We start from the raw sequence: 26823 nt of genomic DNA, 5'->3' as shown, positions 1-26823 counted from the left end.
GACCCCACCCCCGTCGGAGCGCACGCTCCACGTCGAAATGAGGCCCGTCGTGACCCCATCCCCGTCCGCCCCGAATCGCAAGCAGCGTCAGGCCGAGGCCCGAGCGGCGAAGCTCGAGCAGTTCAAGAAGGAGCAGGCGCGCCGCACGCGCAACCGCTGGATCGGGATCGGGTCGGCCATCGCCGGCGTGGTCGCGGTGGTGGCGCTGGTGGCGACGATCATCGTGACCGCTCCGAAGGCCGCGACGTACGAGGCCGGCGGGAAGAACGTCGCCATCGAGGGCGTGAAGACGTTCGACAACACGGCCGGGCATGTGACGGGCGCCGTGGACTACAAGCAGACGCCACCCGCCGGCGGCGAGCACAACCCCATGTGGCTCAATTGCGGCGTGTATGACCAGCCGGTGCCGAACGAGAACGCCGTCCACTCTCTGGAGCACGGGGCGATCTGGGTCACGTACTCGCCGGATCTCCCCGCGAGCCAGCTCGACATGCTGAAGACGAAGATCCCGCGAACGTACGCGGTCCTGTCGCCGTACGACGACCTCCCGGCCCCGATCGTGCTGAGCGGCTGGAACGTGCAGCTGCAGGTGCAGAGGGCCGACGACCCCCGCATCGCGAAGTTCTTCGAGGCGTACTGGCAGAGCTCGTCGGTGCCCGAGCCGGGTGCCTCGTGCACGGGCGCGTTCGACGCCCCCGGCAAGGTCTCCTAGCCGATGGGTCGCGCGCCGGGACGGGCGTGGCCGCTCGTGCTCGCGGGCCTGGTGATCGTCGCGGTCACCGGGGTGCTCGCCTTCTCGGCGGGCCGGCTGAGCGTGGGCGCACCGCAGACGCCGGGGACGACGAGCGCCGAGGCCGGCTTCGCCCGCGACATGCAGGAGCACCATCAGCAGGGCGTCGAGCTCGCGATGATCGTGCGCGACCGCACCGACGACGCGGAGACGCGCCTCCTCGCCTACGACATCGCCACGACGCAGAGCCAGCAGGCCGGTCAGCTGTACGGCTGGCTGACCGGCTGGGGGCTGCCGCAGGCGGCCGCCGAGCCCTCCATGACGTGGATGACGCGCCCGGCCACCGTCGGCGGCACAGCAGGTGCCCACGACCACGGCGGCGGTGCCCATGCGCCGGGGGAGCCGATGCCGGGGCTGGCGACGCCCGCGCAGATCGCGCAGCTGCGCGCCGCCTCGGGCGTGGAGGCCGAACGTGTGTTCCTCACGCTGATGATCGCCCACCACCGCGGCGCGGTCGAGATGGCCGATGCGGTCCTCGCGCGCAGCGAGGACCGCACCGTGCGCACGTTCGCCTCCGGGGTGGTCTCGAGTCAGAACGCCGAGATCGCGCTGATGGAGACGATGCTCGCAGCCAGGGCCTAGGAGCCGTCGCCCTGGGTCGTGCCGCCGGTGGCGCCGCCGCCCTGCTGGGTCGAGCCGCCGCCGGTGCCGCCGCCGAATTGGCGCGGATCGAAGTTCTGGTTCGTGCCGAAGCCTCCCCGCTGCGGGCCGTCGGTCGCGTGCCCGGTGAAGAAGCCGGCGAAGAACACGATCGCGAGCACGGCGACGGCGCCGACGATGATCGCGGTGTTCTGCGCCCAGACCGGCCAGCGGTGCAGGATGCTGCCGTTCGCGGCGGGCTTCGCGGCGACAGGCTGCTGCCACGTCTGGTGCGGCGCCGGCTGCGGGGGCGCGTAGTGCGGAGCGGGCTGCTGCGGCGGGACGGACGGCTGCGGAGGGACGGACTGCTGCGGCCATCCCGGGTTCGGGACGGCGGCGTTCGGGTCGGCGGTGCTCATGACGGTTCCTCTCGGGTGGGTGCTGAGGTCACTGTCGGAGGCGGCCCTGCGCGGCGACTATGGCGGTTCGATGGAGACGCTGGGAATCCACCCCGGATCCACTGCGATGCCTCGCAGACCGCGCCGCTATACTGGCCGGGAAATGGACGACCCTCCTTCTTGTAGCCCATTCCAGCTCCCGAGTCCGCCGTGCCGGCGCGAGCGGGGTGACCACCGTGCTCTCTGAGTGGCTCCTCCTCGGCGTCGGATTGCTGTTGACGATCGGCACCGGCCTCTTCGTCGCGAGCGAGTTCGCGCTCGTGAACCTCGACCGCGGCGACCTCGAGGCCCGGCGCGCCCGTGGCGAGTCCCGCCTGTCGATGACCATCGCGGCGCTGAAGATCACCTCGACCCATCTCTCCAGCGCGCAGCTCGGCATCACGCTCACCACGCTGCTCACCGGTTACACGATGGAGCCCGCGATCAGCTCGCTCCTGCGCGGTCCGCTGCTCGCGATCGGCCTGCCGGATGCGGCGGTGACGCCGATCGCGACGATCGTGGCCATCCTGGTCGCGACCCTCCTGTCGATGATCCTCGGCGAACTGGTCCCGAAGAACTTCGCGCTCGCCCTGCCGATCGCGACGGCGAAGCTCGTCATCCCGTTCCAGACCGTGTTCACCACGGTGTTCCGGCCGTTCATCGCGCTGCTGAACGGCACCGCCAACGGGTTCCTGCGCCTGCTCGGCATCGAGCCGAAGGAGGAGCTCTCGGGCGCCCGCACCGCCGAGGAGCTCTCGTCGCTCGTCCGGCGCTCCGCGAGTGCGGGAGTGCTGGAGGCCGATACGGCCACGCTGCTGAGCCGCACTCTCGCCTTCTCCACCCGCAACGCCTCCGATGTGATGACCCCGCGCCCCCGCATCGAGACCGTCCGCCGCACCGATCCGGCGCAGGCCGTGATCGGGCTGGCCCGGAGCTCCGGCTTCTCCCGCTTCCCCGTCGTCGACGAGGACGTGGACGACGTCGTCGGGTTCGTGCACGTCAAGCAAGCGGTCGCCGTGCCGCGCGAGCGCCGCGCCAAGGTGCCCGTCTCGGCCCTGCAGACCGACGCGCTGCGCGTGCCCGAGACGATGAACCTGGAGACGCTGCTCGGCGAGCTGCGCGGCCGCGGCTACCAGATGGCCGTCGTCGTCGACGAGTACGGCGGGACCTCCGGCATCGCGACCCTCGAGGACCTCGTCGAGGAGATCGTCGGCGAGGTCGCCGACGAGCACGACCGCACCCGCGCCGGAGTCGTGCGCGGCCGCGACTCCATCACCTTCCCCGGCATCCTGCGCCCCGACGAGCTCGAGGAGCGCGCCGGGGTCACCGTGCCCGAGGAGGGACCGTACGAGACCGTCGCCGGCTTCGTCATGAACGAGCTCGGCCGCCTGCCGAAGGTGGGCGACGAGGTCCCGATCGAGGGCGGCACGCTGCGCGTCGAGCGCCTGGAGGGGCGGCGCGTCGACCGCATCCGGTACACGCCCGACCCGGTGACGGACCCGACCGCGGAGGGGGTGCGCCATGAGTGACTGGATCGGGATCGTCTGGCTGGTCGTCCTGCTGCTGGTTAACGCCTTCTTCGTCGGCGCCGAGTTCGCCGTCATCTCCGCGCGTCGCTCGCAGATCGAGCCCCTCGCCGAGCGCGGTAAGCGCAGCGCCAAGACCGCGCTCTACGCGATGGAGCACGCCACGCTGATGCTGGCGACCACGCAGCTCGGCATCACCGTCTGCTCGCTGCTCATCCTTAACGTCTCCGAGCCGGCCATCCACCACCTGCTGGAGGTCCCCCTCCACGCGACGGGATGGTCGGAGGAGGTCATCGGCACAGTCGCGTTCATCGTGACTCTGGTGCTCGTGTCGTTCCTGCACGTGGTCTTCGGCGAGATGGTGCCGAAGAACATCTCCTTCTCGATGCCCGACCGGGCCGCCCTGCTGCTCGCGCCGCCCCTGGTGGCGATCGGCCGGGCCGTCCGCCCGATCATCGTCGCGCTCAACGCGACGGCGAACAGCGTCCTGCGCCTGTTCCGGGTGGAGCCGAAGGACGAGGCGGCCAGCACGTTCACGCTCGACGAGGTCGCGACCATCGTGAACCAGTCGACGCGCGAGGGCGTGCTGATGGACCGCACCGGCGCGCTCACCGCGGCGTTCGAGTTCACGGAGAAGAAGGTGCGCGACGTCATGGTGCTCCCGGGCACCCTCGTCTCGCTGCCGCCGGCGCCCACCCCCGCCGATGTCGAGCGCGCGGTCGCGAAGCACGGCTTCTCCCGCTACGTCGTGCCCGACTCGGAGGGCGAGCCCACCGGCTACCTGCACCTCAAGGACGTGCTCGACCTCGAGGAGACCGGCTTCGAGCTCCCCGTCCCCGCCAAGCGCGTGCGCCGGCTGGTGACGGTGTTCGTCGACAGCGACCTGGAGGACGCCCTCGCGACGATGCGTCGCTCGGGCAGCCACCTGGCGCGCGTCGTGGACGCCGAAGGCGAGACTGCCGGCGTGCTGTTCCTCGAGGACATCATCGAGGAGCTCGTCGGCGAAGTGCAGGACGCGACCCGGCGCTCCTGAGCGCCGGGCCGCGTCGCGGTGTCAGCGGTTCGGGAGCCTCAGCGCCACTGCGCGCGCAGGTACTGCGGCGGCCAGTAGTCGATGGTCGCGCCGAGCTCGTGAGCGGCCCGGAGCGGGAAGTGCGGGTCGCGCAGGATCTCGCGCGCCAGCATCACCGCGTCGGCGGCGCCGCTCTCGACGATGTCCGCCGCCTGCTGCGGGGTCGTGATGAGGCCGACCGCGCTGACCGGGACCTCGGCCGACGACCGCACGTGCTCGGCGAACGGGACCTGGTAGCCGGGCCCGATCGGGATGCGGATGCCGGCCGCGATGCCGCCGCTCGAGACGTCGAAGAAGTCGGCCCCGGCCTCCTGCGCCCAGCCGGCGACGGTCGCGGTCTGCTGCTCGTCCCAGCCTCCCGGAGCCCAGTCGCTGCCGGAGAAGCGGACGAAGAGGGGCACGTCCTCGCCGACCTCCTCGCGCACCGCGGTCACGATGCGCAGCAGCAGGCGGGCGCGGTTCTCGAGGGACCCGCCGTACTCGTCCCCGCGGTGGTTGGCGAGCGGGGAGAGGAACTGGTGCAGCAGGTAGCCGTGGGCGGCGTGCAGCTCCAGGATGCGGAAGCCGACGTCGACCGCGCGGCGCGCGCCCGCGCGGAAGTCCTCGACCACCGTGTCGATCCCGGCCAGGTCGAGAGCGACCGGGACGGCCATGTCGCCGAACGCCTCCGCCGAGGGTGCGACGGTGGTCCAGCCTCCCTCGTCCAGCGGCACCGAGCCGCCGGTGCGGTCCTCGAAGCCCCAGGCCGCCCAGCTCGACGCCTTGCGGCCGGCGTGGGCGAGCTGGATGCCGGGCACGGCGCCCTGGCCGGCGATGAAGTCGGCGATCGGGCGCCAGGCCTCCGCCTGCTCGTCCGTCCAGATGCCGGTGTCCTCCGGCGAGATGCGCCCCTCGGGGCTGACCGAGGTGGCCTCGGTGAAGACGATGCCGCTGCCGCCGGCGGCGATCGAGCCGAGGTGCACGAGGTGCCACGGCTGCGGGACACCCGAGCGGTCGAGCACGGAGTACTGGCACATCGGAGAGGTCCAGAGGCGGTTGCGGGCCGTCACTCCCCGCACGGTGTATGGATCGAAGAGAGTAGTCATCGACAGGTCTAAGCCGCCAGGCCCTCGAGATATGCCCGCAGGTCCGCGGAGGTCGTGAACACGTGCCCCGCGATGCCGACCGCTTCGGCGCCGCGGACGTTCTCCTCCTTGTTGTCGATGAAGACCGTCTGCTCGGGCGTGACGCCGAGCGCCTCCAGCACGTGCTCGAAGATCGCGGCGTCGGGCTTGATGGTCCCGAGCTCGCCGCTCACGAACACCTGCTCGAACAGATCTCCGAGCGTGCCGTGACGGAAGTACGAGCCGAAATCGCGACCCGCGTTCGACAGCAGGGCCAGTCGGGTGCCGCCCTCCTGCAGGTCGATGAGCACGTCGAGGGTGCCGGGGTCGATGGTGAGCCAGCTGCGGAAGTCGGCCAGCCACAGCCGGTGGATGGTCGCGTCGTCCCACTTCTCGCCGAGCTCGCGCTCGATCCCGCGCCAGTACTGCTGGATGCCGAGCGTGCCCTGATCGAGGTCGTGGCGGTGCCGCCAATAGGCGGGCCAGAACACATCGCGATCGCCGCCCGCCAGCTCCACCAGCGCGGTGCGATCCGCCTCGGTGGGGGTGACGGAGATGACCTCGCCGTAGTCGAAGACGACCACTCTGCCGGGGATGCTGATGCCCATGCCCCCAACTTATCGCGGGCGGACGGGCCCATTGCGGCCGGAGAACCTATCGTGGGGGGAGGAGGTGCGATGAACGACGCGCAGAAGGACCGGGTCCGCGAATGGGGAGAGGCCGACGCCGCCGAGTGGATCGCGGTGCCCGGCGAGGCCAGTGACAAGTACTCCCGCGGAGTGCTCGGCGTCGTGACCGGGTCGGACCGCTACCCGGGCGCCGCCGTGCTCGGGGTGGAGGCAGCGGCTCGCACCGGCGTCGGGATGATCCGGTATCTCGGCGCGCCGCGACCCGCCGAAGAGGTCCTGCGCCGTCGTCCCGAGGCCGTCTCGGCCGGCGGGCGCGTGCAGGGGTGGCTGATCGGTTCCGGGATGGACGCGAGCGCACGCCCCTCTGACGACCTGCTCCGCCTCAAGGCGGCCCTCGCCGACGGCACGCCGCTGGTGGTGGATGCGGGAGCGCTCGATCTCGTCCGCTCGGCCGTCGCGCCGGTCGTGGTGACCCCGCACTACCGCGAGCTGGCCGGCATGCTGGCCGCGCAGGCGGATGACGACTCCGACGCGGTGACCGCGGCCGAGATCGCGGCGGATCCGGCGGCCTGGGCCGCCCGCGCCGCCCGCAGCCTCGGCGTCACCGTGCTCCTGAAGGGGCACACCACGAACATCGCCGTCCCGTCCGGCGGCCGTTTCACCGTCACCGCCGGTCCCGCGTGGCTCGCGACCGCGGGCAGCGGAGACGTGCTCGGCGGCATCCTGGGCGCACTGGTCGCCACGCACGCCGACGAGATCGCAGCGCGCGGCCACGAGGCGCTCGCCGCGCTCGCCGCGACGGCGGCCTGGGTGCACGGACGTGCGGGGGAGCGCGCCTCCGACGGCGCACCGATCGTCGCTCTCGACATCGCGGAGGCGGTGCCGCACGTGGTCCGCGATCTTCTCAGAGAGCGCGGTCGTGCTCCCAGGGGAGCGGTCTGAGGCGTCCCCTAGGATGAGGCGCATGGGGATGGACGCAGCGCCGATATCGGCGTCGGCCGCTCCGGCGTCGGCCCCGGGGGCGCTGCGCCGGGCGCTCGCGCATCCCCTCGCGCTCTGGATTGGCTTCCTGCTCGTGCACCTGATCATCGGCGGCCTCGCCCTGGAGGGCGGCAAGGGTCTCGGCGACGTGTACTTCGTCTACAAGCCGTGGGCGCAGCTCGCCGCGCAGGGCACGCAGATCGTCGGGGTCGACTCCGACTGGGTGTACCCCTTCGGGGCGCTGGTGCCCGTGATGCTCCCGCTGCTCTTCGGCGTCGACAACTACGTGGGCGGCTGGCTCACCATGGTGCTGCTGCTGGATGCGGCGGCGTTCGCGACGCTCATCGTCGGCCGGGATCCGCGCCGCATCGTCGCCGCCTGGTGGTGGCTCGGGTTCCTGCTGCTGCTCGGACCGATCGCCGTCGGCCGGCTCGACTCCGTCGCGGCAGCGCTCGCGATCGTGGGGCTGCTGTGGCTCGCCGTCCACGAGCGGGCGGCCGTCGTGGTTCTCACGGTCGCCACCTGGATCAAGGTGTGGCCGGCCGCCGTGCTCGTCGCCGCCGTCGTCGCGCTCCGGACCCGCTGGCACATCGTGGTGGTCGCGGTCGTCACGTCGGCCGTCATCGTGGCGGTTCCGCTCATCTTCGGCGCCGGGATGCACCTCCTCAGCTTCATCACCATGCAGACCGGCCGCGGCATCCAGATCGAGGCGCCCGTGAGCACGTTCTGGATGTGGCAGGCCGCCTTCCACGTCCCCGGCGCGGCCGTCTACTACGACTCCCAGCTGATCACCTTCCAGGTGAGCGGCGCGGGCACCGAGCTGGCGGGGTCGCTGATGAACCCGCTGCTCGCCATCACGTGCGTGGTCGTCGCACTCCTCGGCATCCGGGCGCTGCACCGCCGGACCCCGTACACGCGCATCCTGCCGGAGCTCTCCCTCGCGATCGTGACGGCCCTCATCGCGTTCAACAAGGTCGGATCGCCGCAGTACATCACCTGGCTCGCCGCGCCGGTCGTCATCGGGCTCGTCTACCAGGGGAGGGGCTTCCGCACCCCGGCGCTCCTCGTCCTCGCCACCGCGGGACTCACCCAGGTGCTGTACCCGTTCCTGTACGACTACCTGCTGATCCCCGACCCGGGGATGGTCGCCGTGCTCACCGTCCGCAACGTCATGTACTTCGTCATCCTCGGCTGGGCGATCGGCGCGCTGTGGCGTCATCGGCACGCCGACGATGCCGTCTACGACACCGTGCCCACCCGGGTCTGGCCGTTCCGCGCACCTGTCGCCGCGGCGGCGGGCGCCCCGCTCCGAGAGGAAACACCATGATCGTCGCCTTCTCCGTCGCCCCGAGCGGCGGCCCCGACGGCTCCGACTCCGTGCACGACGCGGTCGCCGCCGCCGTCCGCATCGTCCGCGAGTCGGGCCTCCCGAACCGCACCTCCTCGATGTTCACCGAGATCGAGGGCGAGTGGGACGAGGTCTTCGACGTCGTCCGCCGCGCCACCGAGTCCGTCGGTGCGTTCGGTACCCGGGTCTCGCTGGTCCTCAAGGCCGACATCCGCCCCGGTCACACCGGCGAGCTCGACGGCAAGCTGGAGCGCCTGGAGGCCGCGCTCGACGCCTGAGCGCCGCCGAATTCACGTGATCGTGCGGATTTCACGTGATCGTTACGTGACGAGTGCTCTCCGGGCATCCGATCGAAACGATTCGATATAGGCTGTCCGAGTGAATCCCGGAATCGACGGGCCGACGCAGTTGTCGTCGGCCCGTACTCGTCTTGCGCTGCTGGCCCTCGCCCTCGGAGGGTTCGGCATCGGCTCCACCGAGTTCGTCGCGATGGGGCTGCTGCCCAACATCGCGCACGACCTCCTGCCGCAGGTCTACGCGGCGTCGTCGACGGACGCGATCGCGCAGGCGGGATGGATCATCTCCGCCTACGCGCTCGGCGTGGTCGTCGGCGCCCCCACGATCGCCGCGGTCGCCGCGCGACTGCCGCGTAAGAAGCTGCTGCTGTGGCTGCTCGTCGCCTTCACCGTCGGCACGATCGCATCGGCGCTCGCGCCCACCTTCGGGCTGGTGCTGGTCGCCCGGTTCATCTCCGCACTGCCGCACGGCGCGTACTTCGGCATCGCGTCCCTGGTCGCGGCCTCGCTCATGGGCCCGGGCAAGCGCGGACAGGGCGTGGCCTTCGTGCTCTCGGGGCTCACCATCGCGAACGTCATCGGCGTGCCGTTCATCACCTGGGTGGGGCAGACGACCGACTGGCGCATCGCCTACCTGGTCGTCGCGGCGATCTTCGCGCTCACCTTCGCCGCCGTCGCCTTCCTCGTTCCGTGGCAGGCCGGGGACCCGAAGGCGACCCTCCGCAACGAGCTCCGCGCGTTCGGCCGGCTGCAGGTCTGGCTGGCGCTGCTCATCGGCGCCATCGGCTTCGGCGGGTTCTTCGCGGTCTACACGTACATCTCGCCGATGGCGACCACGGTCACCGGCCTGCCGGAGTCGGCCGTGCCGCTCGTGCTCGTCCTGATCGGCATCGGCATGACCGTCGGCAACATCCTGGGCGGGCGCATGGCCGACCGCAGCGTGGAGCGCAGCATGATGCTGTTCTTCGTCGTGCTGCTGGTGGGTCTTGCTGTGCTGTTCTTCACGGCGGCGACGCTGGCCGGGCTGCTGATCTCGGTGTTCGTGATCGCGGGAGCGGCCTCGGCCCTCTCGCCCACCATCCAGACCCGGCTGATGGATGTGGCGCACGACAGCCAGTCCATCGCCGCGGCCCTCAACCACTCGGCGCTCAACATCGCGAACGCGATGGGCGCCTTTCTCGGCGGCCTCACGATCGCGGCCGGGTTCGGCTACGTCTCGCCGGTCGCCGTCGGCGCCGTGCTCGCCGTGGCGGGCATCGCGCTGGCGCTGGTGTCGTTCGGAATCGACCGCTCGCGCATCCACCGCGGTGTGGACACGGGGGTCGTGCACGCCCAGCGCCCGACGGTGCCGATCGACTGACGGACGCGCGCGGCGTCAGTCGTTCTGCAGCAGGATGCCGTCCTGGATGGCGCGCTTGCGCAGGGCGACCTTGGTGCCCACGTCGTAGCCGGCGACCCGGTACTTCTCGCGGATGCGCTTGAGGTAGCTCTTGGCGGTCTCGTCGGAGATGCCGAGCTGGAAGGCAACGGCCTTCACCGGCTCCCCGGCGCCGTAGAGCGCCATCACGCGGCGCTCCTGCGCGCTCAGCTTCGGAGCCCCGCCGACCTCGCCGGCGTTGAGCGCCAGGTCGAGCTCGGCCGAGATGAACGACTCGCCCTTGCTCGCCGCGCGGATGGCCTCCACGATCATCTCGGCGTCCTCGCTCTTCACCAGGTAGCCGAGCGCGCCGGCCGCCAGGGCCTCGCGTACGACGGCCGGCTCCGAGTAGGTGCTCATCAGCACCGTGCGGACGCCGGTCGTCTTCAGCGTCGAGAGCTTCAGCGACACGGGGATGTTGTCCTTGAGGTCGAGGTCGAGCAGCACCACATCGACGGGGAACTCCGGGTGCGTGAGCAGCTCGGGCCAGCTGGCCACGGCCGCGACCATGTTGATGTCGTCCGCGGCATTGCGGATCCACTCGGTCAGCGCACCGAGCAGCATCTTGTGATCGTCGACGATGGCGATACGGATGGGGGGAGCCTCGCTCACGAGCAGCCTCTCTTCGGTTCTGGTGCGGCCGTCAGGTCGGGTCGGCCGTGGTGTCGCTCACAGTGGTGATGTCGATGCGGAGCGTCGAGCCCGAGAACGACTCGACGAATCGACCCACTTTACGGATAGCTTGCCATGCCGCGGGGTCTACCCCGTTTCGCGGCACACCGGTACTCGCGATCGTGATGGCCATCGCGGTTCCGGCTGTCGGAGAGCCCGGAAGCGGGGCGACGGGGCGGGAGATGTCGAGCGAGAGGCTCCGCGGCTGGCCGGCACCGGTACGGACCGGATCGCTGATCAGCAGCCAGACCGCGGTCAGCAATCCGTCGCGCTGGTCGCGCTTCAGGCCGGCGGCCAGCCCCTCGGGATCGGTCAACGCGACGGTGGGCCCGAGCAGGGCGGACTCGGTCACTGCGTGGTACAGCCAGGTCTCCTTGCGACCTTGGATGAGGTGGAGGCGCAGCTCGGTCGCGATGCTCGCCGCGGCGTCCGCGGTCGCCTCGTCGAGCGGGAGCGGGGTGCGACCGGTCGCGACGCCGTCGAGCAGGCGCTCGGCGGCGAGGTCGAGGCGGGCGAGCTCCTCCGACGCCATCATGCCGACCGCGTAACCCGGTGACGACACCGTGCTCTGCACCTGGACGAGGTCCAGCTCCAGCTGCACGAGGGTGCGGAGCGACCGGATGATCTGCATGCTGATCAGGGGCGGCGCGATCGCGATCGCGATGGTCACGACGCCCGGGCCGAGCATGCGGATGTCGCCTCCCGAGCGCAGCACGAGCACGACCGCGAGCACCACGCCCAGGACCGCCGTGACGATCACGATGTCGCGGGGAGGCCGCACCGGGACGCAGAGCAGGAGGGCGGGGCCCACCGCGGCGGCGGCGGTCAGCGGCAGCCAGTCGGGCGACGACGTCCCCACGACGTCGAGCGCGACCGCGGCGGCCCAGATGATGAGCGCGGCGGCGAAGAGCCAGCCGGGCAGCTCCTCGGGCAGACGGAACCGGAGCACGAGCGCCGCCACGAGGGTGACGGCGATCAGGGCCCACGCGGCGATGCCGAGGGGGAGCGCGGGATACACGCCGACGTTGAGCACGAAGAGGACGAGCAGGAACGCGATCAGTGCGAGCGCCGCCACGTTGAAGCCGAGATCGAGGCGGGCGCGTCCGAGGGCGTCGCGCTCCTCGTCGGCCGGGCGGGCGAGCGCGGGGCGACGGATGGTCGCTTCGTCCGCACGTCTCATTTCGGCACCTCCAGCACCACGGTCGTCCCGCTGCCGGGGGAGGAGAAGAGGCGTGCGTTCCCGCCGACGTCGCGCAGCCGGGCGACGATCGACTCGGTGTAGCCGAGCCGGCCCTCCTCGATGCTGCCGACGTCGAAGCCCTTGCCCGCATCGGTGACCATCGCGCGCACCGTGGTCTCGTCGTCGGTGATGGTGACGTGGGCCTCGTTCACGCCGGAGTGGCGGCGGACGTTCTCGAGGCACTCGCCGAGCGCGAGGAGGAACGAGTCGAGCACGTCGCTCGGCAGCAGCACCTGGCCGGACCCGTGCCAGTTGACCTCGAGGCCCATGCGGCGGAAGCGCTGCTTGACCGATTCGAGGGTGTTGCCGAGGGTCGACTCCTCGACGGGCTTGAGCCGGTAGTCGCCGGAGCGGGTGGGGTCGGGCGTGAAGCCGAGGCGCAGCTGCCGCAGCAGCGCGGCGTCCTCGGCGGCCTGCTCGCGGAGCGCCCCGACCCCGACCCCGACACCGGAGTGGGCGAGGAGGGTGAGCGTCGCGAGCACGGTGTCGTGCAGCAGGCGCGCGCCCTGGCGGCGACGCGCCTCCGTCTCGCTCGCCTGACGCTCCACCCGGTAGGCGCGGCTCATCGTCGAGATGCGCTTCAGCGTGCGCGGCACGGTGCGCGCCAGCCACACCCCGGTCGCGGTCAGTGCGACCCATCCCGCGACGATGAGCAGCACCGGCTCGGCGAGTCGCGAGTGTGTCGCGATGAGCGTCGTGAACGTGGCGGCCAGAGTGACCACCGCGGCCGCGATCAGCACGAGCAGCCGGGCGCGGGAGGTGACCGAGAGCACCGACAGGCAGGCGATTCCCACCGCGCCGACGACACCGACCACGCTCAGCGCGGACGGGCCGAGCGGCTCCATCGGCAGGAGGTTGACGAGCACGATCGCGGAGCCCGCGACCACGATCACGCACATCCACAGCGTGGAGCGCAGCAGCGTCCCCAGCTGGAACTGGGCATAGGCGAGGCACGCGAGCAACACGAGGGAAGCGAGGTAGAGCGGCAGCGGGAGCGTTCCCGGGATGCTCAGGCAGACGAGGGCGGTCGCGCTCGCGGTGAGCCCGACGGTGCGGGCGGTCGCTGCGAGGAGCCGATCACGCTCCTTCTGGATGCGCGACATCCTCCTCCGTTCCGCTCAGGCCGCGAACAGGCGCCGCAGGTGCTCGCTGACGGCGTCGTCTTCGATGAGGAACCCGTCGTGGCCGAAGTCCGAGCGGATCACCACAGGAACTCTACCGTCGATCGTGTCGGGCAGGTGGGAGGCGATGACCTCCTGTCCCTCGACCGGGAACAGGCGGTCGCTGTCGATCCCGAGCACGAGGGTGCGGGCGGTCACGCGGGAGAGCGCTGCGGCGACGCCCCCGCGGTCACGGCCGACGTCGTGCGAGTTCATCGCCTGGACGAGCGTGATGTAGCTGTTGGCGTCGAAGCGGCGCGTGAACTTGTTGCCGTGGAAGTCGAGGTACGACTCGACGGCGAACCGCCCGCCGCCGCCGAGCGGGCTGATCCCGCTCTGCCACGTGCGCTCGAACCGGGCGTTGAGCTCCGACGGGCTGCGGTAGTTGAGCAGCGCCATCCGCCGCGCGAGCGCGAGGCCCTGGTGCGGCCCGTCGCCGTCGCCGGCGTCGTAGTAGACGCCGCCGCGGTGGAGGGGGTCGGTGCGGACGGCCTCGATCTGCACCGAGTTGAGCGCGATCTGGTCGGCCGTGGAGAAGGGAGGCGCGGCGAGCACCGCGAGGCGCTCGACCCGCTCGGGGAACGACACCGCCCACTCGAGCGCCTGCATCCCGCCCATCGAACCGCCGACGACGGCCGCCCAGCGGTCGATGCCCAGCACGTCGGTGAAGGCCGCCTGCGCGTTCACCTGATCGCGGATGGTCGTGAACGGGAAGCGCGGTCCCCATTCGGCGCCGTCGGGCGCGATGGAGGCGGGACCGGTCGTCCCCTGGCAGCCGCCGAGCATGTTGGGCACGACGACGAACCAGCGGTCGGTGTCGATCGCCTTGCCGGGGCCGATGATCCCGGACCACCAGCCGGCGGTCGGCTGTCCCGGACCGGAGGGGCCGACCGCGTGCGCGTCGCCGGTGAGCGCGTGGAGGACGAGCACGGCGTTGTCACCCGCGGGGGAGAGCTCGCCCCAGGTCTCGTAGGCGATGCGGACGTAGGGGAGGGACTCGCCGCTCTCGAACGAGAACGGCCCGATGCCCGCGAACCGGCGGCCGGCGGGCGGGTCGGTCTCCTTCCACGCGCCGCTCGCCGGGGGCTTGCCGAGCAGCGAGCGTGCCTGGGCCTCCGTGATGAAACTCGACGGCGCCGTATCGGCGGATGTCTGCCACTCCATGGCCCCATTCTCCCGGAGCGGGACGAGCGTCGGCGCTCTGTTACGTCGCCACCGGTGCAGTAGGCTTCCTGGGACTTGGCTTTCAAAGTGATGAGAGCTTCAACACGTGTTGCGGGGTGGGCGGATCGTGATCGTCTTCTTGATCATCGGCGGGGTGGGGCTGGCGCTCCTCCTGATCTCGATGCTCTTCGGTGAGCTCCTGGACCTGCTGGACGGGGCACTCTCCGGCACCGGCCTGGGCGCCGGTCTCACGATCTTCGGCGCGTCCGGGCTGCTCGTGCTCGCCAACGACTGGCCCGTCGGCTTCGCGTACGTGATCGCCGCCGCGGCCGGGCTCGTGACGCTCGTCGGGGTGCAGCTGCTCGTACGGCGCTTCCAGAGCAGCGAGGACGGCGCTCCGTCGAACCCCGCGGACCTCACCGGCGTCGCCCGCACGCGCGTCAGCCCGAACGGCGGCGAGGTCAGCCTCGACGGGCCGCACGAGCTGGAGTCGCGGCTCGCCTATTCCGACGACGAGATCCCCGCCGGGACCGTCATCCGCGTGGTCGAGACGCATGGCTCACGTGTGAAGGTCGTCCGCCTCGCATCCGCTTCCATCCCCGCATCCACCGACCCTGAGAAGGACTGAGACATGACCACTCCCTCCTCCATCGCCGGCATCATCGCGGTCGTCGGCATCATCGTCGCCGTCCTCGCGGTGTTCCTCTTCATCGCCAGCCGCATCCGGCGCGTGGCGCCCAACGAGGCGCTCGTCATCGTCGGCCGCGGCGCCGGCCGGCCGTCGGCTGCGGCAACCGCCTCGGGGGAGCACGAGGGCGGGCAGCGCGTCGTCATCGGCGGCCGCGTCTTCATCTGGCCGATCCTGCAGCAGGGATTCGCGATCTCGCTGGAGCAGCGACAGATCGGCATCGTGGTGGAGGGCGTCGACAGCAACTTCATCAAGCTCGCGATCCAGGCGAGCGTGAACTTCAAGGTCTCGGGCACCCCCGAGGGTGTTCGCCGCGCTGCCCAGCGCTTCCTGTCGCAGCAGAACTCGCTCACCGAGATCATCCAGCAGTCGCTGGAGGGCTCCCTCCGCTCGATCATCGGCAACATGCCGGTGAAGGACATCATCTCCAACCGCAACGCCCTTTCGGAGGCCGTGGTCGAGGCCACGAAGGTCGACCTGGCCGAACAGGGCCTCCAGGTCGACCTCCTGAACATCTCGGACATCTCCACCCCCGGGACGAACTACTTGGCGGACCTCGGTCGCGCGGAGGCCGCGCTGGCCAAGCAGAACGCCGAGATCCGTGAGGTCGAGACGGCCAGGGCGAGCGAGTTCGCGCGCATCGACGCGGCAGAGCAGATCGCCGAGCGCCAGAAGGCGCTGAGCCTCAAGCAGGCCAGCATCAAGGCCGAGACCGACCGCGCCAACGCCGAGGCCGAGGCCGCGGGTCAGCTCGCGCAGGCCGAGCAGGAGAAGCTCGTCGCCACCCAGGAGCGCGACGCGCTGGCCGAGAAGGCCAAGGTGGAGCAGGAGCGCCTGGACATCGAGGTGCGCAAGCCGGCCGAGGCCGACGCCTACGCGACCGTCCAGCGTGCCCAGGCCGAGCGCGACGCCACCAACGCCGCCACCGAGGCCGACGCCTACAAGCGCCGCACGATCGCCGAGGCCAACAAGGTCGCCGCCGTGCAGGACGCGCAGGCCGCCGCCGAGTCCGTGCGCCTGGCGGGAGACGCGGAACGCGACCGGCAGATCGCGCTCGCCGCCGGTGTCCGCGCCGACGGCGAGGCGCGTGCCGCCGCGATCGAGGCCGAGGGTCTCGCCGAGGCCCGGGCCACGGATGCGAAGGCGGAGGCGCTGCGCAAGTTCGGCGAGGCCGGCCTCGCGTCGGAGATCATCGACCGCCTGCCCGAGATCACCCGCGCCGTCGCGGAGCCGCTCGCCAACATCGACAACCTCACCGTGATCAGCACCGACGGCGCATCCGCCGTCACGAAGACGGTCGGTCAGGTCGTCAGCGAGGTGCCCAAGGTCGTGAAAGACCTGACCGGGCTCGACCTGGGCTCGATCCTCGGCTCTCTCGCGGGCGGTGCGCTCGGTGCCAACGCGCTGAGCGCCGCAGCACCGGGAACCGCGACGCGGGTCGACCGCGGCGTCACCAAAGCGGCGACCGCGGGCGAGTAGCGGTTCTACCGAGCGAAGGGCGTCGGGGTCACTCGTCGCCCTTCGGCGTCTCGCGGGCGTCGTCCTCCCGGGGAAGGTCGAGGCGACGCCCCTCGTCGGACGGCGGTTGGTGCCGGAGGTGCTGCGTGTGCTCGTTGAGGTACGACACGATCGTCGCGCTCGCCGTGCCCACGATCGCGATGCCGCCGACCATCAGGACGACGGCCAGGATGCGGCCGGGCACCGTGACCGGGTAGTAGTCGCCGTACCCCACCGTCGCCATCGTCACGCACGCCCACCACACGGCGTCGCCGAACGAGTGGATGTTGGAGCCGGGAGCGTAGCGCTCGATCTGGTACTCGGTGAGAGCGATGACGTAGATGAACATCACGACGAACGTCGCCGCGATGATGAGGATGCGTCGCCGCAGGTGCGCCGCCGAGTTGCCGCGCAGCACCGGGATCCGCTGGAGCGAGCCGAGCAGCCGGAACGGCCGCGCGATCGGGAACAGCACGGAGAGCAGGTCGACGACGTTGGCACGGACGAACCGCCACTTGTGGGCGGCCAGCGTGATCCGCACGACGTAGTCGACGAGGAAGAACGCCCAGACCACGATCAGCACCGTCACGACGATCGCGTGCACGGCGCTCGGCGGATCGGTCGCCAGGATGTTCACGGAGTAGGCGACGATGAAGACCACGCTCGCGCCGATCCCGGGCCACGCGGTGACCCGCTCCCAGCGCTCGCGCTTCGCGTCGTCGCCCACGGTCTCAGTCCTTGACCCGGAGCTGACCCTTATGGAAGCGGTAGGGCGCCGCCTGCGCGACCGGCTTGACGACGATCAGGTCGAGGTCGACGTGCCGGGGGAGTTCCAGCGCGTGCACGATCGTCTCGGCGATGTCCTCCGCCGTCAGCGGCTCGGGCACGTCTTCGTAGACGGCGTCGCGCTTCTCCTGGTCGCCGCCGAAGCGGACCAGGGAGAACTCCTCGGTCGCGACCATGCCGGGGGCGACCTCCACCACCCGGATGGGCTCGCCGTTCAGCTCCAGGCGCAGCACCTCGGTCAGCGCGTGCTGGGCGAACTTCGCGGCGTTGTACCCGCCGCCGCCCACGTAGGCCTGGTGGCCGGCGATGGAGGTGAGGTTCAGGATGTCGGCGTGCCCGGTCTGCGCCGCGCCCTCCCGGAGCAGAGGGAGCAGGGCGCTGATGACGCGCTTGGTGCCGAGGACGTTGATCTCGAACATCCACACCCAGTCGTCGACGCTCGACTCCTCGACGGAGGCGAGCCCGTGGGCGCCGCCGGCGTTGTTGACGAGGGCGTGGACGCCTCCCGTTGCCGCCAGGTGGTCGCGCAGCGCGTCGACGTCCTCCTGGCGGGTGAGGTCCGCGACGAAGACCTCGGCGCCGGTCTCGTCCGCGAGATCGCGCAGCCGGTCCTCGCGGCGGGCGACCCCGACCACGTCCCAGCCGCGCTCGCGGAAGAGGCGCACCGTCGCCGCCCCGATGCCCGAACTCGCTCCCGTCACGACAACACGTCTGCTCATGGACCCTATTCTCACGGGTTACGGCGTGTTTCGGGTGCGTTGCCCGTGCGTGAGGCGCGCCTCTACCCTGGTCTGGAGGCGGTGGCAGGGCCGCTCGTCGATTTCCACCCGAAGGAGCTACGCCATGACCGACGCCGCCGACTGGCAGTTCGAGACCAAGCAGATCCACACCGGTGCTGCGCCCGACCCCGTGACGAATGCGCGCGCCACGCCGATCTACCAGACCACCTCCTACGTCTTCAACAACGCGGAGCACGCCAAGAACCTCTTCGCCCTGGCGGAGTTCGGCAACATCTACACCCGCATCCAGAACCCGACCCAGGCCGTCGTCGAGGAGCGCGTCGCTGCGCTCGAAGGGGGCACCGGTGCTCTCCTCGTCGCCTCCGGCCAGGCGGCCGAGACCTTCGCCGTGCTCAACATCGCGCAGGCGGGCGACCACATCGTCTCGTCGAGCTCGATCTACGGCGGCACGTACAACCTCTTCAAGTACACCCTCGCGAAGCTCGGCATCGAGACCACGTTCGTCGAGAACCAGGACGACGCCGACGAGTGGCGCCGCGCCGTCCGCCCGAACACCAAGCTCTTCTTCGCCGAGACCATCGGCAACCCGAAGATCAACATCCTCGACATCGCGCTCGTCGCCGACGTCGCGCACGAGGCCGGCGTGCCGCTGATCGTCGACAACACGATCGCGACCCCGTACCTCATCCGCCCGTTCGAGCACGGCGCCGACATCGTCGTCCACTCGGCCACCAAGTTCCTCGGCGGCCACGGCACCGTCATCGGCGGCATCGTCGTCGACGGCGGCAGCTTCGAGTGGTCGAAGAACGTCGACAAGTTCCCGGGCCTCACCGAGCCGGACCCGTCGTACCACGGCGCCAGCTACACCGCCGCGGTGGGCGACGGCCTCGCCTACATCATCAAGGCGCGCGTGCAGCTGCTCCGCGATCTCGGCTCGGCGATCGCCCCGGCCAGCGCCTGGCAGCTCATCCAGGGCATCGAGACCCTCTCGCTGCGCGTCGAGCGCCACGTGCAGAACGCGCAGGAGATCGCGGAATTCCTCGAGAACCACCCCGACGTCGCCACGGTCAACTACTCCGGCCTGCCGACCAGCCCGTGGTACGCCGCCGCCAACAAGTACGCCCCGAAGGGCGTCGGCGCGGTGCTCTCGTTCGAGCTCAAGGGCGGCGTGGACGCGGGCCGTGCGCTCGTCGACAACCTGGCGCTGTTCAGCCACCTGGCCAACATCGGCGACGTGCGCAGCCTCGTCATCCACCCGGCGTCGACCACGCACTCCCAGCTGACCCCGGAGCAGCAGCTCACCGCGGGCGTCACCCCGGGCCTGGTGCGCCTCTCGGTCGGCCTCGAGAACATCGACGACCTGAAGGCGGACCTGTCGGCCGGCCTCGCCGCCGCCCGCTCGGTCGCCGAGGCCGCGCGCGCGTAGCCTCCCGCACCATCGCGCGACGAGCCGTCGCGGGATCCGGAACCTCCGGAACCCGCGGCGGCTCGTCCGCGTTCAGGCGGTGGGCTCCTCCGCGTCGGCGAACGCCAGCTTGGGCACGAAGAACAGGAGGACGGCGGCGACCAGGGCGCCGAGTCCGCAGATGGTCCAGACGAGCATGTAGCCGAAGAGGCTCGCGGCCGTCGCCGTGACCGTGGCCGCGCCGGCGAGGAGCACGACGCCGAACACGGCGGAGGCGAACGAGCCTCCGATGGTCTTGGTGGTGTTCGTCATGGCCGTGGCGACGCCGGTCTGGCCCCGTGGAGCCGCCGCGGCTGCTGCTGCGGGCAGCGCTCCGACCAGCGCGCCGGAGCCGATGCCCGCGATCGCCATGTTGGTGAACACCTGCCAGGTCTCCAGGTGGAACGGGAGGAAGAGCAGATAGCCGATCGCCACCAGGAACGAGGCCGCGATGAGCGTCACGCGCGGGGTCAGCCAGGACGACACCAGGGGGAAGAGCACGGCGCCGACGATCATCGAGATCAGATAGGCGCCGATCAGGAGGCTGCGCTGCCCCGCCGAGAGCCCGAGTCCGTAGCCGTTCACCGGGTCGGTGCCGGCGTAGGTGCTGAGCGGCGCCTGGGCCCCCAGGAGGCTGATTCCGACGAGGCCCGCCGTGAGCTGGATGGGCCACATGTTCGGGCGCCGCAGCACGCGGAGGTCGATGGCAGGGTCGGACTGCTTCAACTCCCATTTGCCGAACGGGATGAAGGCCAGGATGCCGGCGGCGATGAGCACCCACACCCACCAGGTGCCGACGCCGTTGATCCGCAGGAAGGTGAGCCCCGAGGTGATCAGCAGCAGTCCGAGGGTGAGCAGCAGGAAGCCGACGCCGTCGAGTTTGCGGTCGGGTGTCGGCTCGGACTCCGGGACACCGAACAGGATGGCGAAGAAGACGAGGGTCACGGCGATCGCCGGGATCATCAGCGTGATCGTGAGGTTCTGGCCGACAGCTTCGAAGAGCAGCCCGGCGCCGATCGCGCCGAGGATCGCGCCGAGCTCCAGCGCGACGACGAGCAGGCCGGCGGCGCGACGGGTCTGCGACGCGCCTGTGCCGGTGCGGCGGCCGCGGTCGAAGATCAGCGCGACCTCCAGCGGTAGCCAGACCACGTAGAAGCCCTGCAGAGCGAACGCGATGAGGAACATCGTGAAGTTGCCCGAGAACGCCAGGGCCCACGTCGCCAGGGCGGTGATGACCGTCGCGATGAGGAGGATGCGCTTGTGCCCGAACATGTCGCCGAGCTTCGCCAGGGGCGGCACGACCAGCGCGGAGAGCAGCAGCTGGGCGGCCTCGAACCAGTTGTAATCGGCGTCGTGGATACCCAGATGCTTGACCGTGTCCGAGATCAGGGGCACGTAGTAGCCCTGCAGGATTCCGCTCGTGAGCTCGACGACGGCGAGCCATCCGATCAGGCCGGCGGTGACGCCGATCACGACAGCGGCCCGGCGGGGAGCGACGGTCTTCTCTGAGGTCATGCTGGATGCTAGCACCGGTCGGAGGCGGGTAACGTAGGGGGGTGGCCAGCGAACTCGACGACTCAGGTACAGGTGTTCTCGCAGAGACGGAACGGGAAGTGCTGGGCTGGTTGGAGTTCGGCGACGCCGCTCGCCATCTCGCGGGCGAGGTCCTCGAGTCCGGCTTCGAGCCCGACATGGTCATCGCGATCGCGCGCGGCGGCCTCCTGCTCGCCGGAGCCATCTCGTACGCCCTCGGCATCAAGGCCTGCGGCGCACTGAACGTCGAGTTCTACACGGGCGTCGACGAGCGCCTGCCCGAGCCGGTCGTGCTGCCGCCCATGCTGGACTCGTCCGCGCTGAACGCGAAGCGCGTGCTCCTCGTCGACGACGTGTCCGACTCCGGCCGCACGCTGGCCATGGTCGTCGACCTGATCGCCGCCTCGGGCGCCGACGTGCGCACCGTCTGCCTCTACTCCAAGCCGCGCACCGTGCTCGAACCGGACTTCGTCTGGCGCCGCACGGACCGCTGGATCACCTTCCCCTGGTCGGCCCTGCCGCCGGTCACCGCGGCGCACTGACCGCAGCCGTGGCGAAGTCGCTCGCCGAGCTGGCCGCGGACGGCTCGATGGACCCGGGATGGGCGGATGCCCTCGAGCCCGTCGCCGACCGCATCGCCGCGATGGGGGAGTTCCTGCGCACCGAGGTGGCGGCCGGCCGCCCCTACCTCCCGGCCGGGCCGGACGTCCTCCGCGCCTTCCGTGCGCCGCTCGCCGACGTGCGCGTGCTCATCGTCGGACAGGACCCGTACCCCACTCCCGGACATCCCATCGGCTTGTCGTTCGCCGTCGAGCGCCACGTGCGTCCGGTGCCGCGCAGCCTCCAGAACATCTACCGCGAGCTCCGCGACGACCTCGGCGTGACTCCGCCCGCCCACGGCGATCTGAGCGCGTGGGCGGACAACGGCGTGATGCTGCTCAACCGGGTGCTCACCGTGCGTCCGGGCGCTCCCGCCTCGCACCGCGGCGCCGGCTGGGAGGCGGTCACCGAGCACGCGATCCGCAGCCTCGTCGCGCGCGATCAGCCCTTCGTCTCCATCCTGTGGGGGAGGGACGCCTCCACGCTGAAGCCGCTGCTCGGCGACAACCCGGCGATAGAGTCGCCGCACCCGAGCCCGCTCTCGGCCTCGCGCGGTTTCTTCGGCTCCCGGCCGTTCTCGCGGGCGAACGCCCTGCTCGAGGAGCGCGGCCTCGCGCCCGTCGACTGGTCGCTCGAACCGTAACGCGCCCGCAACGTGGGGGACGTAGGCTTGTCCCCGTGCTGGAAGAGGAATACGAGACGCGCCGTCAGCTGCCGCGTCATCTGCGCAAGCCGGCGGAGGCCGAGCCGGCTTTCGAGTACGCCCTGCGCGAGGCGCGGCCGGAGGATCTGCCGCACATCCGCGAGATCTACAACCACTACGTCGCGAACAGCACGGTGACCTTCGACGAGGACGCCATGACCCTCCGCGAGTGGCGCAGCAAGTACGCGTACCTCCACAAGCTCGGGATGCCGTTCATCGTGGCGGAGTCGCCCAGCGGCCAGATCCTCGGCTATGCCCTCGTCTCCCCCTGGAAGCAGAAGCGCGCCTACCGGTTCACCGTCGAGAACTCCATCTACCTGGGGGCCGCGTCCACCGGCAAGGGCCTGGGCCCGGTGCTGATGCAGGAGCTCATCGACCGGTCGAAGGCCGCGGGGCTCAAGGAGATGATCGCCGTCATCGCCGACAAGGGTGCCGAGGCGTCGATCAAGATGCACGAGAACTTCGGCTTCGAGGAGATCGGCCGGATGGGCCGCGTCGGCTACAAGTTCGACCGCTGGCTCGGCACGGTGCTGCTGCAGAAGTCGCTCAAGTGACAGCGGGTTCCGGGCGCGTCGCCTCCGCATGATGCGGCGCGCGCAGGTCTAGGCTCGCGCTGTGAGCACAGTGACTTCCGGCACCGGCCAGGTCGCACCCGCCGCCCCAGCGACGCCCGCGAACCTCCCGCTGCGCAAGCGGCCGATCGACATCTTCTTCCTGGTGATCTTCTCGTTGTTCGTGGTCACCTGCATCATCAGCGACGCCATCCCGACGCTCGGCATCCCGCAGACCGCCACGACGACGAACATCCTGGCCCAGTGGAACTACACGTACTCGTCGCAGTACGACCCGCTCTACCAGGCGGAGCCGCTGTGGCTGCGGTTCATCACCGGCACGAGCGCGTTCGTCTACCTGCCGTTCTACGTGCTGCTGATCGTCTGCCTCGTGAAGGGGTTCAACTGGATCCAGCTCTTCGCGGTGATCTACGCCACCATGATCATCAGCCTCACGGCGATCCCGATCTTCGGCGTCGAGTTCTTCGGCCCGGTGGGGGAGCGCACGCCGCACCCGATCATCTTCCTGCTGTACAACGGGCCGTACGTGCTCGTCCCGCTCCTGCTGCTCATCCGGATGCGGAAGCCGCTGCCCTTCACGAGGAGGTTCTGAGATGCCCCTGCTGGAAGACCTGACCGTCTACGAGGACGGCGACGAGTACACGGTCTACGACCACACCCAGCTGGAGGACGACGAACTCGGCCGCGGCCGCCTCCTCGGCACGATCACGGTCGCGGCGGACGGCACCTACGAACCGTCCGGTATCGGGGCGGTCTTCGAGTACATCCCGCCGGCGAGCACCATCGACGAGGCGCTGGAGGCGTTCGTCGGCTCGGCCTGACGCGTCAGGCGGAGTGCTTGCCGCCCAGTTCGAGCAGACCGACGCCGCCGATGACGAGGACCAGCCCGGCGACCTGCACCCAGGTCAGCGGCTCCTTGAAGAACACCCACGAGATCAGGGCGATCGCGGCGACGCCGACGGCCGACCAGATGGCGTAGGCGATGGCCAGCGGCACCCCGCGCGAGAGCGACTGGGAGAGGGCGACGAACGACGCGACGTAGCCGACGACGACGATCACGAACGCCCACCACTTCGGGTTCTCGCCCGAGGTGAACTTCAGGAACGTCGTGGCGACGATCTCGGTGGCGATCGCGATCCCGAGGAAGATGTATCCCAGCACGAGCACACGTTACCGATCGAGGAGGAGTCAGGGATGGACGACACGGCACGGGTACGGCAGCTGCGGATCGTGGTCGAGGCGGAGGACTACGACGCGGCGCTGACGTTCTTCCGCGATGCGCTCGGCCTCCCGGAACAGGAGGCGTATGCGGGGGACGGCGGAGCGCAGGTGACGATCCTCGACGCCGGGCGGGCGACGCTGGAACTGGCCAACCCCGCGCAGAAGGCGATGATCGACCAGGTGGAGGTCGGGCGACCGGTCGCGCCGCACATCCGGCTCGCCTTCGAGGTCGGGGACGGGCGTGCGGTGACCGCGCGTCTCGTGCAGGCCGGCGCCGAGCTGATCGCGCCGCCCACGGTCACGCCCTGGAACTCGCTCAACTCGCGTCTGGAGGCTCCGGCCGGTCTCCAGCTGACCGTCTTCCAGGAGCTGGGGGAGGAGTCCGCCGCCGAAGTCTCGGAGCGGGCTATGAACTGACTACGCAAGCGATGGGCACTCCGTCGCGGAGGCCGTTCCGTTCGTAGGGTGGAGGCACGACATCGTCGGACGGCACCAGCCGGCCGAGTGAGGCCGATGAACAATCGTGGCCCGGGCATCCCGCTGTGCGAGGAGGGATGCCCGGGCCACGTCCATGTCGGATCAGCTCTTCGGTGTCGCCCTGCTGAGCACCACGTGACCAGCCAGCGCGGCGAGCACGGTGGGGACGAGCAGCCACGCGGCGAGGCCCAGCGGACCGGCCGACGCGAACCACTCGCCGACGGCCGGCCAGCTGTCCGTGAGCGTCACCAGGGCGACCGCGCCGACGAGGAGCAGCACGAGCACCGCACCGGCCGCGAGGATGCCGTTCATCCGCCAGCGCATGAAGAGCGTGGCCGAGAAGGCGCCGACGGCGAAGAAGAACAGCATCCCGCAGAGCACGATGAAGAAGCGTCCGAGGAAGCTCTGGTCGGCGAAGTACACCGAGGTGTAGAGGTGGCCGCCGAGCCCCCACCCGTTGGTCCACTCCTCGATCGCCGACAGCGTCGCGAATCCCAGGGCGTAGCCGATGGACAGGATCAGGAAGGTGAGCCCGGAGCCGAGCGAGAAGTCCCGGCGGGTGGTGCCGTACCCGAGGGCGAACGGAAAGGTCGCCGAGATCACCTGGATGCCGATGACCAGCATGTAGACGAAGACGTAGAACGCTCCGCCGCTCCACTGGGTGCCTTCCAGCGCCTTCGCGCGGTCGGGGCCGGCGCTCGCCGCCCAGATGATCCACCAGATGAGCCAGTTCACGAGCCAGATGAAGCCCATGATCACGATGGGCAGCCAGATGACGGTCCATTTGTTGACGAGGTTCAGCCGGACGATGCGCCAGACGCGGTGCTGGCGTGCTTCGGAGGTCGGGAGCGCCAGGGCTCCCGGATCGATCGCGGTCATGCGCTCTGCTCGAATTCTGTCTCTCGGACGTTGGTCTTGCGGACGATGAGCTGCTGGAGGGAGACCGGGGCGAGTTCCAGCCCGGCGGAACCGGCGGCGGCGCGATCGGCGCTGCTCAGGCCGGAGACGGTGACGGAGGCGAGGCCGCCGATCCCGTCGCGATGCAGCACCTCGTGCGGCGCGACGAACGCGTCGACGGCGCTGCGGGGGCCGACCACCGTGGTGGCGGAGCTGCGGAGCTCCTCGGCATCCTGATCCATCAGGATGCGGCCCTGGTCGATGACGATCACGTGCTCGAGGAGGTTCGCCACCTCGTCGATCAGGTGCGTGGAGAGGACGACGGTGCGGGGATGCTCGGCGAAGTCTTCGAGCAGGCGGTCGTAGAAGATCTGTCGCGCCACCGCGTCGAGCCCGAGGTACGGCTCGTCGAAGAAGGTCAGCGGCGCCCGGGAGGCGAGGCCGACGATCACGCCGACGGCCGAGAGCTGGCCACGGGACAGCTTCTTGATGCGGCGGTTCACGGGGAGGCGGAAGTCCTCGATGAGGCGCTCGGCGAACTCGGCGTCCCAGTGCTCGAAGAACCACGGTGCGCTGCGGAAGACGTGCTTGGGCTGGAAGTCCTCGGGATAGCGCTGGCTCTCCTTGATGAAGCAGAGGTGGGAGAGCACGCGCGCGTTCTCGGCGGGGTTCTCGCCGAAGACGCGGATGTCGCCGGAGCTCGGGAAGTCCTGGCCGGTGATCAGCTGCATGAGCGTGGTCTTGCCGGCGCCGTTGCGTCCGAGGAGGCCGTGGATGCGGCCGGGCTGGATGGTGACGGAGACGTCGTCGATCGCGGTGAACGACCCGAATCTCTTGGTCAGTCCCGACACCTGGACGGCGGGGACGGGGGTGGCGCTCATGCGCTCACTCCTTCCGTTTGGATCATCTGGGCGAGCTGGGAGGGGTCGATGCCGAGCTTGGCGGCCTCGGCGAGGAGGGGGCGGAGGTATTCGTCGCGGAACGCTTCGCGCCGCTTGGCGACGAGCTGCTCCCGAGCCCCCGTGGAGACGAACATTCCGATGCCTCGTTTCTTGTAGAGGATCCCCTCGTCGACGAGGAGGTTGACGCCTTTGCCGGCCGTGGCCGGGTTGATGCGATAGAAGGCGGCGAACTCGTTCGTGGACGGCACCTGCGTCTCGGCGGGGTAGACCCCGTCGATGATGTCGTCCTCGATCTGCTCGGCGATCTGAACGAAGATCGGCTTGCCCTCTTCGATCATCCGAACCTCTT

General features: G+C 70.4%; 31 protein-coding genes. 17 read left to right on the top strand and 14 right to left on the bottom strand.

Annotation, left to right across the window (positions count from 1 at the left end; translation table 11 throughout):
- Positions 1–49 precede the first annotated feature (49 nt).
- Both HNR14_RS21110 and HNR14_RS02690 read left to right on the top strand, forming a co-directional pair.
- Positions 50–712 (top strand): DUF3105 domain-containing protein, encoded by a 663-nt coding sequence (locus HNR14_RS21110; RefSeq protein ID WP_179699745.1) that lies wholly within the window; start codon positions 50–52, stop codon positions 710–712.
- Between the two features lie 3 nt (positions 713–715).
- Positions 716–1372: a DUF305 domain-containing protein gene (locus tag HNR14_RS02690; protein ID WP_179699742.1), complete on the top strand. Its 657-nt coding sequence runs from the start codon at positions 716–718 to the stop codon at positions 1370–1372.
- On the opposite strand, the gene HNR14_RS02685 is transcribed toward HNR14_RS02690, so the two are convergent.
- Positions 1369–1788 (bottom strand): hypothetical protein, encoded by a 420-nt coding sequence (locus HNR14_RS02685; protein ID WP_179699739.1) that lies wholly within the window; start codon positions 1786–1788, stop codon positions 1369–1371. The genes HNR14_RS02690 and HNR14_RS02685 overlap by 4 nt on opposite strands.
- Positions 1789–1994: 206 nt before the next feature.
- Here HNR14_RS02685 and HNR14_RS02680 point away from each other — a divergent pair, with 206 nt between their 5' ends.
- Together HNR14_RS02680 and HNR14_RS02675 are read left to right on the top strand one after the other, a co-directional pair.
- On the top strand, positions 1995–3335 hold the full coding sequence (locus tag HNR14_RS02680; protein WP_021759667.1) for a hemolysin family protein: 1341 nt from the start codon (positions 1995–1997) through the stop codon (positions 3333–3335).
- Positions 3328–4365, top strand: coding sequence for a hemolysin family protein (locus HNR14_RS02675; RefSeq protein WP_179699733.1), 1038 nt, complete (start codon positions 3328–3330; stop codon positions 4363–4365). Before HNR14_RS02680 ends, HNR14_RS02675 begins: the two co-directional genes overlap by 8 nt.
- A gap of 38 nt (positions 4366–4403) precedes the next feature.
- Here HNR14_RS02675 and HNR14_RS02670 read toward each other — a convergent pair whose 3' ends face one another.
- Both HNR14_RS02670 and HNR14_RS02665 read right to left on the bottom strand, forming a co-directional pair.
- On the bottom strand, positions 4404–5489 hold the full coding sequence (locus HNR14_RS02670; RefSeq protein WP_179699730.1) for an NADH:flavin oxidoreductase/NADH oxidase: 1086 nt from the start codon (positions 5487–5489) through the stop codon (positions 4404–4406).
- An 8-nt stretch (positions 5490–5497) separates the two neighbouring features.
- Complete coding sequence (locus HNR14_RS02665; RefSeq protein WP_021759660.1) at positions 5498–6115, bottom strand: HAD family hydrolase; 618 nt, start codon at positions 6113–6115, stop codon at positions 5498–5500.
- A gap of 69 nt (positions 6116–6184) precedes the next feature.
- On the opposite strand from HNR14_RS02665, the gene HNR14_RS02660 reads away from it, so the two are divergent.
- The 4 genes from HNR14_RS02660 (at position 6185) to HNR14_RS02645 (ending at position 10121) form a co-directional block, all read left to right on the top strand.
- Complete coding sequence (locus HNR14_RS02660; protein ID WP_179699727.1) at positions 6185–7078, top strand: ADP-dependent NAD(P)H-hydrate dehydratase; 894 nt, start codon at positions 6185–6187, stop codon at positions 7076–7078.
- 22 nt (positions 7079–7100) lie between these two features.
- The gene (locus HNR14_RS02655; protein ID WP_179699724.1) at positions 7101–8444 is read left to right on the top strand and encodes a glycosyltransferase 87 family protein; all 1344 of its coding nucleotides are present in this window, start codon (positions 7101–7103) and stop codon (positions 8442–8444) included.
- Positions 8441–8743, top strand: coding sequence for a thiamine-binding protein (locus HNR14_RS02650; RefSeq protein ID WP_179699721.1), 303 nt, complete (start codon positions 8441–8443; stop codon positions 8741–8743). Before HNR14_RS02655 ends, HNR14_RS02650 begins: the two co-directional genes overlap by 4 nt.
- Positions 8744–8843: 100 nt before the next feature.
- Positions 8844–10121: an MFS transporter gene (locus HNR14_RS02645; protein WP_179699718.1), complete on the top strand. Its 1278-nt coding sequence runs from the start codon at positions 8844–8846 to the stop codon at positions 10119–10121.
- 15 nt (positions 10122–10136) lie between these two features.
- Here HNR14_RS02645 and HNR14_RS02640 read toward each other — a convergent pair whose 3' ends face one another.
- Genes HNR14_RS02640 through metX form a run of 4 tightly spaced genes read right to left on the bottom strand, consistent with a single transcriptional unit; the run spans position 10137 to position 14414 of the window.
- Complete coding sequence (locus tag HNR14_RS02640; RefSeq protein WP_025155480.1) at positions 10137–10790, bottom strand: response regulator; 654 nt, start codon at positions 10788–10790, stop codon at positions 10137–10139.
- 31 nt (positions 10791–10821) lie between these two features.
- Positions 10822–12030, bottom strand: a complete 1209-nt coding sequence (locus HNR14_RS02635; protein WP_179699715.1) for a hypothetical protein — start codon at positions 12028–12030, stop codon at positions 10822–10824.
- Entirely contained in the window at positions 12027–13193 is a 1167-nt protein-coding gene (locus tag HNR14_RS02630) for a sensor histidine kinase (protein WP_021764936.1), read from the bottom strand. The genes HNR14_RS02635 and HNR14_RS02630 overlap by 4 nt, the downstream gene beginning before the upstream one ends.
- 15 nt (positions 13194–13208) lie before the next feature.
- Entirely contained in the window at positions 13209–14414 is a 1206-nt protein-coding gene (gene metX, locus HNR14_RS02625; protein ID WP_179699713.1) for a homoserine O-acetyltransferase MetX, read from the bottom strand.
- 127 nt (positions 14415–14541) lie between these two features.
- Between metX and HNR14_RS02620 the strand changes: the two genes are divergently transcribed.
- Both HNR14_RS02620 and HNR14_RS02615 read left to right on the top strand, forming a co-directional pair.
- Positions 14542–15042, top strand: coding sequence for an NfeD family protein (locus tag HNR14_RS02620; protein ID WP_021764934.1), 501 nt, complete (start codon positions 14542–14544; stop codon positions 15040–15042).
- A gap of 3 nt (positions 15043–15045) precedes the next feature.
- Positions 15046–16581 carry a flotillin family protein gene (locus tag HNR14_RS02615; RefSeq protein WP_179699710.1) on the top strand — a complete coding sequence of 512 codons (1536 nt, stop codon included), beginning with the start codon at positions 15046–15048 and terminating at the stop codon, positions 16579–16581.
- Between the two features lie 28 nt (positions 16582–16609).
- Here HNR14_RS02615 and HNR14_RS02610 read toward each other — a convergent pair whose 3' ends face one another.
- Together HNR14_RS02610 and HNR14_RS02605 are read right to left on the bottom strand one after the other, a co-directional pair.
- Complete coding sequence (locus HNR14_RS02610; protein ID WP_179699707.1) at positions 16610–17326, bottom strand: ion channel; 717 nt, start codon at positions 17324–17326, stop codon at positions 16610–16612.
- A gap of 4 nt (positions 17327–17330) precedes the next feature.
- Entirely contained in the window at positions 17331–18104 is a 774-nt protein-coding gene (locus HNR14_RS02605; protein ID WP_179699705.1) for an SDR family oxidoreductase, read from the bottom strand.
- Positions 18105–18228: 124 nt separating this feature from the next.
- Between HNR14_RS02605 and HNR14_RS02600 the strand changes: the two genes are divergently transcribed.
- A complete protein-coding gene (locus HNR14_RS02600; protein ID WP_021764362.1) occupies positions 18229–19551 on the top strand; it encodes a bifunctional o-acetylhomoserine/o-acetylserine sulfhydrylase in 1323 nt (440 codons plus the stop codon).
- 72 nt (positions 19552–19623) lie between these two features.
- Here the strand turns inward: HNR14_RS02600 and HNR14_RS02595 are convergent, their stop codons facing one another.
- Positions 19624–21084, bottom strand: coding sequence for an MFS transporter (locus tag HNR14_RS02595; protein ID WP_179699702.1), 1461 nt, complete (start codon positions 21082–21084; stop codon positions 19624–19626).
- A 41-nt stretch (positions 21085–21125) separates the two neighbouring features.
- Between HNR14_RS02595 and HNR14_RS02590 the strand changes: the two genes are divergently transcribed.
- The 5 genes from HNR14_RS02590 (at position 21126) to HNR14_RS02570 (ending at position 23798) form a co-directional block, all read left to right on the top strand.
- Complete coding sequence (locus HNR14_RS02590; RefSeq protein ID WP_039921572.1) at positions 21126–21644, top strand: phosphoribosyltransferase; 519 nt, start codon at positions 21126–21128, stop codon at positions 21642–21644.
- An 8-nt stretch (positions 21645–21652) separates the two neighbouring features.
- The gene (locus tag HNR14_RS02585) at positions 21653–22345 is read left to right on the top strand and encodes a uracil-DNA glycosylase (RefSeq protein WP_179699700.1); all 693 of its coding nucleotides are present in this window, start codon (positions 21653–21655) and stop codon (positions 22343–22345) included.
- A 35-nt stretch (positions 22346–22380) separates the two neighbouring features.
- Positions 22381–22959 carry a GNAT family N-acetyltransferase gene (locus HNR14_RS02580; protein ID WP_179699698.1) on the top strand — a complete coding sequence of 193 codons (579 nt, stop codon included), beginning with the start codon at positions 22381–22383 and terminating at the stop codon, positions 22957–22959.
- Between the two features lie 61 nt (positions 22960–23020).
- Complete coding sequence (locus HNR14_RS02575) at positions 23021–23569, top strand: DUF2781 domain-containing protein (protein ID WP_290473580.1); 549 nt, start codon at positions 23021–23023, stop codon at positions 23567–23569.
- Between the two features lies 1 nt (position 23570).
- A complete protein-coding gene (locus HNR14_RS02570; protein ID WP_021760827.1) occupies positions 23571–23798 on the top strand; it encodes a hypothetical protein in 228 nt (75 codons plus the stop codon).
- A 4-nt stretch (positions 23799–23802) separates the two neighbouring features.
- On the opposite strand, the gene HNR14_RS02565 is transcribed toward HNR14_RS02570, so the two are convergent.
- Complete coding sequence (locus HNR14_RS02565) at positions 23803–24138, bottom strand: DMT family transporter (protein ID WP_081703912.1); 336 nt, start codon at positions 24136–24138, stop codon at positions 23803–23805.
- A gap of 33 nt (positions 24139–24171) precedes the next feature.
- Between HNR14_RS02565 and HNR14_RS02560 the strand changes: the two genes are divergently transcribed.
- On the top strand, positions 24172–24615 hold the full coding sequence (locus HNR14_RS02560) for a VOC family protein (RefSeq protein ID WP_179699696.1): 444 nt from the start codon (positions 24172–24174) through the stop codon (positions 24613–24615).
- Between the two features lie 162 nt (positions 24616–24777).
- Here the strand turns inward: HNR14_RS02560 and HNR14_RS02555 are convergent, their stop codons facing one another.
- Genes HNR14_RS02555 through HNR14_RS02545 form a run of 3 tightly spaced genes read right to left on the bottom strand, consistent with a single transcriptional unit; the run spans position 24778 to position 26812 of the window.
- Entirely contained in the window at positions 24778–25554 is a 777-nt protein-coding gene (locus HNR14_RS02555) for a hypothetical protein (protein ID WP_179699694.1), read from the bottom strand.
- A complete protein-coding gene (locus tag HNR14_RS02550; protein WP_179699691.1) occupies positions 25551–26453 on the bottom strand; it encodes an ABC transporter ATP-binding protein in 903 nt (300 codons plus the stop codon). Before HNR14_RS02550 ends, HNR14_RS02555 begins: the two co-directional genes overlap by 4 nt.
- On the bottom strand, positions 26450–26812 hold the full coding sequence (locus tag HNR14_RS02545; RefSeq protein WP_179699688.1) for a GntR family transcriptional regulator: 363 nt from the start codon (positions 26810–26812) through the stop codon (positions 26450–26452). Before HNR14_RS02545 ends, HNR14_RS02550 begins: the two co-directional genes overlap by 4 nt.
- Positions 26813–26823 lie beyond the last annotated feature (11 nt).

Source organism: Leifsonia naganoensis (genome assembly GCF_013410615.1).
Lineage (GTDB): Bacteria > Actinomycetota > Actinomycetes > Actinomycetales > Microbacteriaceae > Leifsonia > Leifsonia aquatica.
This window is presented reverse-complemented; position numbering and strand designations above follow the sequence as displayed.